Genomic DNA, 11,532 nt, shown 5'->3' on the forward strand with positions numbered 1-11,532 from the left:
CACCACGTATTGCGGGCGGTTGTTCTTGACGATGTGCACGGGGCCCTGGGCCAGGGCTTCGTCCACGGCGGCGATGCCGCGCCGTTTGATTTCCTGGGCAGGTACGATGTTCATGGGTGGCTCCTATACCGAATAATGTTCCCATTAAAGCACCGTTTACAGTACCTATCAAGCCGCCAAAATATCATTCAACTGTTCCAGCAACCCGCTCAAACCCTCACCGAAGATCTGATGCACCTTGCCCAGCCCGCCTGCCTGGACGAAGGGCGCGTAGTTGAAATCATCCGGCTCGATGCCCAGGTTGGCGGCGATGTGGTCGCGGATCATTTCCAGCCAGCGCCGCTGTTCCTCGGTGAATGGCTGGCCCGCGCTTTCCTGCCCCGCCAACCATGCCCTGAAATTGGCGTTGACGCGCTCGGGGAAGGGGATGAGTTCGTTGTCCTGATGGATGGCGAAGCGCACGAGGGACACGAGGTCGGTGAGGATGCGGCGGCCCGAGGCGCCTTTGACCCTGGATTTCTCCAGGGCGGCGTAGGCATTCCACAGTTGCGATTCGTTCCACAGGTAGGGCGGCTTTTCGATGGCGCCGGCGAGTTCCTTCACGGCCTCGAAGGTGAGGCGCTGCTTGTAGGGCTTGCTGTAGAGCACCTGCAGGGCGGTGATTTCGTCCTTGTGGTCCTGGATGAACTGCTCGAAAGATTGGACCATGCCTTTGGCGCGGTCGAGGGCGTCCCGGGAAAAGCCCGTTTCGAGGACTTCGTCGGCGCTCACGTGGTCGATGACGACTTCGTTTTTCTTCTTGATCTCGTCGATGGCCTCGCGCAGCCTGGGGTCGTAGAAGGGCTTGATGGCTTCCTGGATAACCTTGTGCCGGGCGGCGGCCAGGGCCGATTCCGGGATGGGCTGGTCGTCGCCGGGGGCGATGCCCAGATCCGCCTTGGCCTGCTCGATGTGGCGGTCCGGGTTCAGGGCGGCGACGATGTGGTGACTGAGTTCCTTGACGCCCAAGCCGCCGGAGAGCGCGCGGATTTGCTTGTCGTCCTCGGCGCTCATGCGATGTTCCATGCGGGCCAGTCGCCCGGCGAGCGAGGTGAGCACCTCGTCCTCGGTGTTGCCGAAGGCGACGGCCTGCAGGAGCTTGGCGAAGCTGACGGTGGGCTTCTGCTCCATGGGGCGGGAATCGGTCTTGTCCTGCTCGCAGACGCCAACGGCATCGACGATGACAAAGTGGTCCTTGACGGTGGCGTCGGGGGTGACGCTTTGCAGGTCGTCGGGCGCAATCACGCGCACGCCGCGGCCCTTCATCTGCTCGAAGAAGCTGCGGGACTTGACGGCACGCATGAACATGACGACTTCCACCGCCTTGATGTCGGTGCCGGTGGCGATCATGTCCACGGTGACGGCGACCCTGGGCATGGGGCTGGTGCGGAATTCGTTGATGAGGTCCTTGGGCTTGGCGCCCGTGCTGCGGTAGGTGATCTTCTGGGCGAATGCGTTGCCCTTGCCGAATTCCTCGCGCACGATCTCGACGATGTTTTCGGCGTGGGCGTCGTCCTTGGCAAAGATGAGGGTCTTGGGCACCCAGGTGCGGCCGGGGAAGATTTCGGTGAAGAGCTTGTCGCGGTAGGTCTGGATGATCTTGCGGATCTGGTCCGGGGCGACCACGTCGCGGTCGAGCTGGTTGGGGTCGTAGCTGAAGTCGTCGTCGAGCTGTTCCCAGCGCTTCTTGCGGGTATCGCGCTCCTGGATCTGCACCGAGTAGCCGGCTTCCACTTTGGAGCCGGCCTCGGTGATGGCGGTGCGGATGCGGTAGACGTCGTAGTTGACGTTGACGCCGTCGGCCACGGCCATTTCGTGGTTGTATTCCATCACCAGGTTCTGATGAAAGAAGCCGAAGGTCTGCTTGCTGGGCGTGGCGGTGAGGCCGATGAGGGTGGCGTCGAAGTACTCCAGCACCTGCGCCCAGAGGTTGTAGATGGAGCGGTGGCATTCGTCGGTGACGATGATGTCGAAGGTCTCGATGGGGATGGCCGGGTTGTACTCGATGGGCTCGGGCCGCCTGAACAGACCACCGAGCTGGTCCACCGATACATCTTCCAGATCTTCCGGCAGCTCTTTGCCCCTGAGCATGGCGTAAAGGCGCTGGATGGTGCAGATGCAGACACGCGCCGTCTGGTCGATGGTGTTGCTGCTGAGACGCTGGACGATGTATTCCTCGGTGAACTTGAAATTGTTGTAGGGCGAGGCGTACTGCTGGAACTCCTTCAGGGTCTGGTCGCCCAGATTCCCCCGGTCCACCAGGAACAAGACCCGCTGCACCCCGGCAAAGCGCAGCAAGCGATAGATGAAGGAAATGGCGGTGAAGGTCTTGCCGGAGCCGGTGGCCATCTGGATGAGGGCGCGGGGCCGGTTTTCGCGCAGCGATTGCTCCAGGTTGCGGATGGCCTGGATCTGCGCCGGCCAAAGCCCCTCCGTGCGCAGGGACGGCATGTGCTGCAGGCGCTCGAGGACGGTGCGGCCCGCCACGCCATAGCGCCCGCGCGTATCGGCGACCTGCGCCATACCGGTCCCAGCGGCATCCCCCAGCCATTCCGCCAGAAGCTCCGGGCGGTGGAAGGCGAAGACCAGCCGCGCGCGGGGTTCCGGGTCCAGGCCGTTGGTGAAGCGGGTTTCGACCCCGGTGGACTGGTAGGCGAAGGGCAAGGGGTTGTGCCAGGCGGGCAGGCCGGACGGAAGCCCGGCGGTGTATCTTGCCGCCTGGACCTCCACACCCGAGAGGGTCATCCCCTGCCTCTTGGCCTCGATGACGCCTGCGGCCTTGCCGTCCACATAGAGGAGATAGTCGGCAAAGCCGTGGCCGGATTTGAGCGGGAATTCGCGGACCGCCACTCCGCGGGCGGCATGGATGTTGACCGCCGCGGCATCGCAGACCTGCCAGCCGGCCCCCTGGAGGAGTTGGTCGATGGTCTGGCGGGCGTCCTGCTCGGGGTTGCTCACGGCGGCTCCGGGATGGTCGTTTTCTCCATTATGAAGCACAGATTAGGACAAAAACCCCCATACCGAAAGCCTCTGTACAAGTCCTTGCCCAGCGCAGCACCATTCTCTATAATTCTTCTCAGATTTTGCCGGGATGGCGGAACAGGTAGACGCGCCGGACTCAAAATCCGGTGGTGGTGACATCGTGTCGGTTCGAGTCCGACTCCCGGTACCAAATACACGACCCTGGCATAGTGCCGGGGTTTTTTTGTAGCCGCAACACCCCACTGGACAAAGGCACGGTGTCGTGGGACTTTTTACGCACGGGTTTCCATTCCAGTCCATGCCGCGGCAGCGGCAAGCGGAGGTCGAGATGTCAGGAAAAATGCTTCAAGGAGGGCGCTGGGCGCTCATTGCCCTGGGTTGCGCAGCAGTGGCCATGCCCCTGAGTGGTTGCGTGGCGCTCCTCGGTGCCGGTGCCGGCGGCGGCGCCGTAGCCTATGTGGAAAACGGTGGCATCGCCAATTATTACGCCTATTATCCCGTTTCCCTGCAACAGGCCAGCGCCGCATCCCGGGCCACCTTGCAGCAAATGGGCATCGCCTATAACGGCAATATCCGCAAGACCTCCAATGTAGAGTTGATGGAAGGCACCACCAGCGACGGCAAGACCGTGAAGATCACCTTCACCTCCATGAGCACCCAGGTCACCAAGGTGAATGTCCGGGTGGGCACCTTCGGCGACAAGGCCCTCTCCCTGCAGTTCCAGAAGACCCTTTCCCAGCACCTGGGCATGGCCGCCAGCGCCGTGGCTCCGGCGAGCACCGTCCCGAGTGAGAGCGCTGCGCCCCCGGCGCAAGCGCAACAGCAGACCATCCCCCTCCAATGACCCCCAGCGACGTGCGGCGCTTCCCGGAAGTGTCGCGCGCCCTCCCGTAGGGGGCGGCAGCCCTCCGGGGCGCCGTCCTTCTGTATTTCTGGCGGAATATCCCCCCAGGGGGTTCCATGCCTCCCGCGAAGCCCGCCAAGGGCGTTTGTCCGCACCTTACCCGACCAAAACCCCGCCATCGATCTGCGTATTTGTCATGACCTTGTCATAAAACCTTCATCATAGTGTCACATTGCTCCGCTACCCTTGTCGGTGCCGCGATCAAGCGCATACAAGGAGGCCGCCGTGGGCATGACAACGAGCAGCAACGCAGCGCAACTCCCCATCGTCCATTCCCGCCATAACGCGCCCGCGAATTCTTTCCGCCGGCCCGCGGCATGCGCCGCGGGTATGGGCGGCAAGGGTTGACCATGCTCTACACCCTCATCGGCGGCGTAGCCCATCACGCCCTCCACTTGACCGACGCCTTCTGGCTGACCGCAGCCGCGCGCTGGGAGGAGTCCGATCCTCTGGAGCGATCCCGCATTCTCCTGCTGTCCGAGAAAGGCGATGCGCCGGCCATGATCACCCGCCTCCGCCGCTTCGGGGCCCTGCCCCGGAGCGTCGCCGCAAGGGAGGCGGCTACCCTGCTGGTGCAGCGCTGGCATCCCCAACTCCTCGTCATCTCTCCCTGGTCCAGCGCCATGGGCGCTTGGTGCAAGGATCTATGCTCCCGCGCCGAGGGCATGAATCTGCCCATCCTTGCCATCGGCCCCGGGGAGAATGAGAGCATGGCCATGATGGCCCTCGATGGCGGCGCCGATGCCTATCTGACGCAACCCGTCAGCGACACTTTGCTCCTGGCCCAGATCAGCGCCCTGCTCAAACGCAACAATCACTGGGAACAGGTGGTAGCGGGACAAATGGAGATCCTGCAGGTGAACCCCCGCACCCATCGGGTCTGGGTGCGCGGCCAGGAGATCCGCCTCAGCCGGCGCCTCTTTCGTCTCCTCCATTACCTCGCCCTGCATCCCGATCAGACCTTCTCGGCCCGGCACATCGCCTCGCTGCTCAGCGACGGGAGCAAGTTCATCCAGGAAAACTCCGTGGCCGCCCAGATCCATCGCTTGCGCAAGGCCCTGGATACCCGCCATGCCGGCGAATGGCTGGAAACCGCCCACGGCTTCGGTTATCGCCTGACCCTGCCCCGTCCGGAAAAGACCATCGATCCAGCTATCCCCCCGCCACAGGATGGGTGTTTGTCATAAAAGCTTCATAAAAGCGTCACATCGTTTTGTTATCTTCCCGCCTGACTTTTTTGAGGGACTGCCATGGACACCCAATATCTTATCCACCTCGCCAACTATTCCGACGGTATTTTATATGTGCTGGCCCTCCTCCTGCTGGTGGCCCTGGCGGTGATGGTGGACCGCTTCTGGTATTTGCGCCGCACCATCCTGCGCGGCCATATCTTCGTGCAGGAAATGGGTCGGCATGGCCGGCTGGATCGGGAAACCCTGGAAAAACTGGCCGAGCAGGCCGGAGATCTTCCCGAAGCCGCTTTGTTGCGCAGCGCCGCCAATCATCATGGGCAGGTCAAGGACGAAGCGCTGGCCAACCGCCTGGAAGAAAGCATCCTGGTGACGGCCCCGCAACTGGATCGCCGGCTGTGGATCCTCGATACCATCGTCACCCTGGCGCCCCTGCTGGGCCTCTTTGGCACCATCATCGGCATGTTTCACGCCTTTTCCGTCCTCGCCCAGCCGGGCCACGCCCCTACCGCCGTCACCGGCGGCGTGGCCGACGCCCTGGTGGCCACGGCCTCCGGCCTCTTCATCGCCATGCTCGGGCTGGTGGCCTTCAACGCCTTCAACAACCAGGTGCGCATGATCCTGCTGCAGATGGATTCCCTCAAGACCATGCTCCTCAACCGCATGGACGGTCATCCGGTGCTGGGCGCCGAGGGCATCCGCGATACGGTCCCGGCGGCGGTGGTCATGGCGAGGGCCGGCTGATGGCCAGACGCTATTTCGAGGCCCGCAAGGGCCGGGTGGAGATCATCCCCATGATCGACATCATGCTATTTTTGCTGGTGTTCTTCATCATGATCACCCTGCAGATGATCCCCGACAAGGGGCTCAACCTGCAACTCCCGGCCTCCAGCCAGGCCAAAAGCCTGCCCCGGCCCCACTACACCCTGAATATCGAAAGGGACGGCACCGTCATGGTAAAGGGCCATCACTACACCCTCGCCAGCCTGCAGCAGATGCTCGCCAGTGATAAAGACCCGGGCAAGACCCAGATCACCATCGCCGCCGACAAGGCGGTCCCCTTTCAGGACTTCATCCACGTCATGGACGCCTGCCAGAAGGCCGGAGTCAGTGACATCGGTATCGCCGCAAAAACGGCCGGCTGACGGCAATGTACGGCCTTGCGACGCGAAAAACCGTTATGGAACGCCATCAACCGCCAAAGCAACAGGAGCAGTACAAATGTCGAAGAAAACGCCGCTACGCCCCTTGATCCTGGCGCTCGCCGGTTCCGGGATGATCCTGCTCAGCCCCGCCGCCTTTGCAGATGGAGTCACGGCAGCCACCGACAGCAGCGCGAAGAACCCGGTAAATGTCGGCCAGGTGAATGCCGCTGCCAATTCCGTGTCCTATCTCGGCAGTCAGGAGGCTCAGTCCCTCACGCAGAAGAGCAATTTCCATTCCGGTCAATCCATCAAGGTGCTCGGCAAGCATCAAATGGCCGCTGCCGGGCCGGTGGGCGGCAGCGCGCAAGCGCTTTCCTATGCGCCGGGCGTGAGCGTGGCCAGCTACGGCTATACGGGTGCCACCAAAAATACCATCAGCATCAATGGGATCAAGCAGGGTTGGGTCTCGCCATCCGGCGGTCAGGTCGACGACGGCAGCATCTCGGTCACCTTTGACGGCGTGCCCATGGTGGATCCCTCCACCGGGCTGTGGGAAAGCCCCCAGGTGCCGCAAACCGGAATCCTGCAAGGCATCGGCATCACTTACGGACCAGGGAACCCGTTGGATCGCTGGTACAACAACATCGGCGGGCAGATCGACTTCGTCCCTTTGCAGCCAACGGCGAAGCCCGGCGCATCCATCAAGATGTCTTACGGTAGCTACAACACCAAGAATATCGTCTTCAATATCCGTACCGGCAGCGTGGACGGCTGGTCCACCATTCTCGCCGGAGGGGCGGGATCGGGCGATAGCTACCGCCAGAGCCCCGACGGTTTTGCCAATCCGAGTTATGACTACGCCTGGTTTTTGAAAAGCAGAAAGACCTTCAGCAATGGCGATTTCTCCCTCGGCGCCTATCTGGCCAAGGGTTCAGGCTACCGCCCCGTGCCCATTCCCCTGAATCCCATTGGCGGGGTGACGATGGATGGCACCCCCAACAGTCCCCTTTACAGTCAGGCCACCTCGGGGTTTTATTCCTCCCTGCCCTACGGCGTCTGGAACAAGGAGGACAGCAACAGCACCTGGCTCGTCTACAGCAAGCTCAACGTCGCCCTGGACCGGATGGTAGGCGCGCACAACATGGTCTGGTACCGCCACGGTCAGCGCCTGCACGTCCATTACAACAACTATGGCCTGGGCAATCCCAGCAATCTGTATGAGTTCAACAATCCTTATGACAGCGTCTATGGGGATAAATTGTGGTTGTCGGTGAAGCTCCCCTACAACGACGTGGATCTCGGCGGCTTTTTCCTGAAGAGCCGTTACAATTCCCGCAACGCGTTTTACAACAGCAACGCCCCCTACTATGGTTCCCTCCAGGTGCCCAACGCGCATTATCGCAGCGACTATTGGGACCAGACGGATCTGGCCGCCTTCGTGCAGGACCGGATCAGTCCCATGGACAATCTCCACATCACGCCGGGCGTGCGCTTCATCAATTACCAAACCAATTACTACCCGGCCCCGGCCACCGATTTTGCCCAGGCCTATGCCCTCTATCCGAACAATAATCAGGGGGTTCTGCCGGCGGCGAACAACAGTTTTACCAAGGTGGAACCGTCGGTGGACTTCAATTGGCAGCCGCTGCAATGGCTGGCCGTCTTCGCCAGTTACGCCCAAGCCTACAAGGAACCCAACGTGGGCGGCGGCGGCGGTCTTTACCAGAGCACGCCGGCGATCTACAACCTGGAAAAGAGCGCGGACTACAATGCCGGGATCAAGGTGCACTTCAACGAGGGCCCTTATCTGCGCAACTTCCTGCTCACCGCGAGTTTCTACCATCTCCATTACACAAACCAATACATCCCCATTTCCGATGCCAACGGCAACTACCTGGGCGACGGCAATGGCGACTCCATCTATCAGGGAGTGAATATCGCCTTTGCGGATGATCCCCTCTATAACCTGCACGTATTTGCCAACCTCAATTTCGAGAAGGCGACCTTCGCCCATTATGTCAACGCCGGCGTCAGCTACAATGGCTTGCCGGTGTCCAACGTGCCGGACAGCACCTTCAACATCGGCGCTGCCTACAATTACTTCGTCTCCGGCATCATGCTGCAACCGCGCCTGTGGTATCAGTATGTCGGCGCGCAAAGTCTGTTCAGCAATCTCACCGGAGCGCCGACCAACCAGCAGATGCCGGCATACGGCACCATCAACCTGGGCCTGGACAGCACGGTGCCGACCCATGGCGTGCCTTTGCTCAAGGATGTCAAGCTGGGCGTGGACATCCTCAATCTCACCAACAACCACTATAACGCCTTCGAATACATCACGAGCGGCGGCTTGCTGGGCGGAGGTGCGGGACAGGTCCTGGCCTTGCCGGGCGCGCCTCTGACGGTATACGGCAGCATTACCGCCAATTTCTAATGGGACGAAGCGCCCTCGCCGGGACTCTTCGGCGGGGGCGGCGCGTACCCTTTCTGCCAGTCTGGAGGACTGATTGTGAACGCGATATTGATGAGCGGCTCCACCCCGATGGGTGGCAATCCCCAGCGCGGACATTTTGGCCGGGCACTGATAGCGGGGGCCGTGCTGGAGGCCCTGCTGATGGGCGGCATCCTGTGGGTCGGATCGCGCACCCCCCCGCCCAAGCCCACGGTGCCGGAAAAGAAGATCATCGCCGTCCACATGGTGCAGCCGGCCCCGCCCAAACCCCTCCCAATCCCGCCCCTGCCAAAACCGGTGGTGCAGCCCAAACCCATCCCGAAACCGGTACCCAGACCAACCCCTGTTCCTCGACCGGTCATACATCACGCCCCGGCCCCCAAACCATTGCTGGCCAAGGCCCCCACGCCCGCGGCGCCGGTCTACACACCGCCAGCCCCTACGCCGCCTGCGCCGCCGCCACCGCCGGCCCCCAGTCCGGCCACGCAGCAGAATGCCATTGCCAGCTATGCCGCCTTGCTGCGCGCGCGGGTGCAGGCCGGTACCCGCGTGCCCGAGGAGGTACGCTTGATGCACGCCAGTGGGACGGCGGTGATTGCATTCCGCCTGACGCCATCCGGCCAGTTGTTATCCGCCCGCGTGGCGCAGAGTAGCGGCGTGGGACCCATTGACCGGGCAGCCCTCCGCGCGGTGCGGGAGGAAAACTACCCCCCTTTCACCAAGGACATGCCCAAACATGACATGGACTTTGCGGTCCAGGTGCGTTTGTCGGCACACCGGGATGAATGACAGAGATCAGGTTCAAGCCATCTTAGAACAACCCCATGGAGATGGTGGGCAAGGACGCCCAGCAACTGCCGAATCCGTGATAAATATAGCCAAACCCAAGGAGTACTCAAAAATGTTCCAACAAAACCGCAGACAGTTCCTCAAAACCGTGGGCCTCGGCAGCGCCGCGTTGGCCGCCGCCCCCCATCTCGCGGGGCTGGCCCAGGCGGCCGACGCCGTGGATCTGGCGGGCCTGCGTGCGCATATCGATCATATCGTCATCATCTATCAGGAAAACCGCAGCTTCGATCACTACTTTGGCACCTACCAGCATCCCCAGGGGACGATGGTCGCCAACCTGCTGAACCAGGACGGCAAGGTGGATCCGCGCTTTCTCGGCCAGCAAAAAAATCCTGCGGGCATTCCCTACTCCTACCTCCCCGTTCCCGAAGACATTCCCGGCTTCAACGGCGCCCTGCTGGACAATTTCCCCTTTCATCTCGCCCCCTACATCCCCGCCACCCACAATGTTCCCTGGGACCCGGAACACCACTTCTTTCGCATGTACGCCCAGATGGATGGCGGCAAGATGGATCGCTTCGTGGCCTTGGCCATGTCCAAACACCATAAGCCGTTCAACAAGCTCTCCCAGCACGACATCAACGCCGTGCGCATGACCTTTGAAGAATCCAGACCATCAGGCGCCGTGCTGGGCTTTTATGAGCGTAGCGACATTCCCGATTACCATCGCCTTGCCGATGAGTACGTCCTCTTCGACCATTTCTTCCAGGCCATGAGCGGCGGTTCCACCGGCAACGCCCTCTACCTCGCCGCCGCCCGCTCCGCCGTCTGGCACCAAGCCCCGCAACGCCTCATGGGCAGCCTCACACCGCCCATCTTCGACCTGCCCTACGACCATAACGGCATCCTCATCAACGACCTCCCTCCCCTCCTCGGCCCCACCGAGGCAAATGCCGACAAGCTCAAGATCGCCCCGCCCCCGGAGCAGCAAAGCTATGCCAATATTGGCGATCGCCTGGACGCTGCCGGCGTCTCCTGGGCCTGGTATAATGAAAACTGGAATGCCGTCAAACCCTGGGCCATGAAACGCGCCGACGGTCCCGGCGACGGTTCCGCAGTCATCGACACGGGCTACCTCTACGTGCCCCATCACAACCCCTTTCAATATTATCCGAGCTGGTTCAACAACGTCCGCGCCGGGCATGTCCGGGACGAAACGGATTTTTACGAGGACGTCAAAAACGGCAAGCTCCCCGCCGTGTCCTTCCTCAAGGCCACGGGTACCCACGATGAGCACCCGGAGGATTCGGCACCCCAGTGGGGCATGCGCTGGGTGATGGGCCTGCTCAAGACCCTCGCCCAAAGCCCCAGTTGGGAAAAAACCGCCGTATTCATCACCTACGACGAAGGCGGCGGCTTCTGGGACCATCTGCCCGCGCCCCAGCCAGACCAATTCGGCTGCGGCACGCGCATCCCGGCGCTGCTGGTCAGCCCCTGGGCTCGGGCCGGTTATGTGGACCACCGCAGCGGTGACACAACTTCCCTCCTTGCCCTCATCGAACGCCGCTTCGGCCTCAGTCCGTTGGACACCCGTGACCGCAATGCCTACCCCCTCACCGACGCCTTCGACTTCCAGCAAAAACCCCGGGGGGCATTCTTCGCCTAGGAAGGCGTCACTCTCACAATGCCACAACGCCCTGCGGGGCGTTTTTTTGTTCGCGTAACCGATCGCGGAGGCGCTGCATCCTTCCGGAGTGTTCTGCAGAACATGATCGTTGAAATGAACAGCGTGAATTACGCTTACAAATAAGTGTTCAGGATGGCAATTTGTCATGAAAATGACACATCAGGTTCACATTGCGTTCCTATAATCGCGGCAGCGAATGCTGGCCAGCCGGAGAACGATTTCATGAAACGCAACACCCTGTTGTCTAATGCCGTCCTTGTCGCCTTATGAATCCCCCCGAGTTTTGTGGAGGGCTTTATTCGTTCCTCATGCTGCTTTTGAGGTCGGCAGTTTCAACTGAGCAT

At 61.6% G+C, this 11,532-nt stretch carries 8 protein-coding genes and 1 tRNA gene; 8 read left to right on the plus strand and 1 reads right to left on the minus strand.

The window, feature by feature from the left end; genetic code table 11:
• Positions 1 to 168: 168 nt before the first annotated feature.
• The gene (locus tag ACP5MM_RS09290) at positions 169 to 2,997 is read right to left on the minus strand and encodes a type I restriction-modification enzyme R subunit C-terminal domain-containing protein (RefSeq protein ID WP_427934480.1); all 2,829 of its coding nucleotides are present in this window, start codon (positions 2,995 to 2,997) and stop codon (positions 169 to 171) included.
• A 127-nt stretch (positions 2,998 to 3,124) separates the two neighbouring features.
• Here ACP5MM_RS09290 and ACP5MM_RS09295 point away from each other — a divergent pair.
• The 8 genes from ACP5MM_RS09295 (at position 3,125) to ACP5MM_RS09330 (ending at position 11,167) form a co-directional block, all read left to right on the plus strand.
• Positions 3,125 to 3,211 (plus strand) — tRNA-Leu (locus ACP5MM_RS09295).
• 138 nt (positions 3,212 to 3,349) lie between these two features.
• Positions 3,350 to 3,865: a DUF3568 family protein gene (locus ACP5MM_RS09300; protein WP_427933429.1), complete on the plus strand. Its 516-nt coding sequence runs from the start codon at positions 3,350 to 3,352 to the stop codon at positions 3,863 to 3,865.
• Positions 3,866 to 4,275: 410 nt separating this feature from the next.
• On the plus strand, positions 4,276 to 5,112 hold the full coding sequence (locus ACP5MM_RS09305; protein ID WP_427934481.1) for a response regulator transcription factor: 837 nt from the start codon (positions 4,276 to 4,278) through the stop codon (positions 5,110 to 5,112).
• Positions 5,113 to 5,175: 63 nt separating this feature from the next.
• On the plus strand, positions 5,176 to 5,859 hold the full coding sequence (locus ACP5MM_RS09310) for a MotA/TolQ/ExbB proton channel family protein (protein ID WP_427934482.1): 684 nt from the start codon (positions 5,176 to 5,178) through the stop codon (positions 5,857 to 5,859).
• A complete protein-coding gene (locus ACP5MM_RS09315; RefSeq protein WP_427934483.1) occupies positions 5,859 to 6,260 on the plus strand; it encodes an ExbD/TolR family protein in 402 nt (133 codons plus the stop codon). The genes ACP5MM_RS09310 and ACP5MM_RS09315 overlap by 1 nt, the downstream gene beginning before the upstream one ends.
• A 76-nt stretch (positions 6,261 to 6,336) precedes the next feature.
• Positions 6,337 to 8,694: a TonB-dependent receptor gene (locus tag ACP5MM_RS09320; protein WP_427934484.1), complete on the plus strand. Its 2,358-nt coding sequence runs from the start codon at positions 6,337 to 6,339 to the stop codon at positions 8,692 to 8,694.
• Positions 8,695 to 8,769: 75 nt separating this feature from the next.
• A complete protein-coding gene (locus ACP5MM_RS09325; protein WP_427934485.1) occupies positions 8,770 to 9,501 on the plus strand; it encodes an energy transducer TonB in 732 nt (243 codons plus the stop codon).
• Between the two features lie 112 nt (positions 9,502 to 9,613).
• The gene (locus tag ACP5MM_RS09330) at positions 9,614 to 11,167 is read left to right on the plus strand and encodes a phospholipase C (protein ID WP_427934487.1); all 1,554 of its coding nucleotides are present in this window, start codon (positions 9,614 to 9,616) and stop codon (positions 11,165 to 11,167) included.
• The last annotated feature ends 365 nt before the right edge of the window (positions 11,168 to 11,532 follow it).

Source organism: Acidithiobacillus sp. (genome assembly GCF_049965315.1).
Lineage (GTDB): Bacteria > Pseudomonadota > Gammaproteobacteria > Acidithiobacillales > Acidithiobacillaceae > Acidithiobacillus_B.

Bases quoted from the DNA above. Each gene is read 5' to 3' on its own strand.
- ACP5MM_RS09315 (WP_427934483.1), top strand. From the start codon at position 5,859: ATGGCCAGACGCTATTTCGAGGCCCGCAAGGGCCGGGTGGAGATCATC.
- ACP5MM_RS09310 (WP_427934482.1), top strand. From the start codon at position 5,176: ATGGACACCCAATATCTTATCCACCTCGCCAACTATTCCGACGGTATT.
- ACP5MM_RS09300 (WP_427933429.1), top strand. From the start codon at position 3,350: ATGTCAGGAAAAATGCTTCAAGGAGGGCGCTGGGCGCTCATTGCCCTG.
- ACP5MM_RS09330 (WP_427934487.1), top strand. From the start codon at position 9,614: ATGTTCCAACAAAACCGCAGACAGTTCCTCAAAACCGTGGGCCTCGGC.
- ACP5MM_RS09305 (WP_427934481.1), top strand. From the start codon at position 4,276: ATGCTCTACACCCTCATCGGCGGCGTAGCCCATCACGCCCTCCACTTG.
- ACP5MM_RS09320 (WP_427934484.1), top strand. From the start codon at position 6,337: ATGTCGAAGAAAACGCCGCTACGCCCCTTGATCCTGGCGCTCGCCGGT.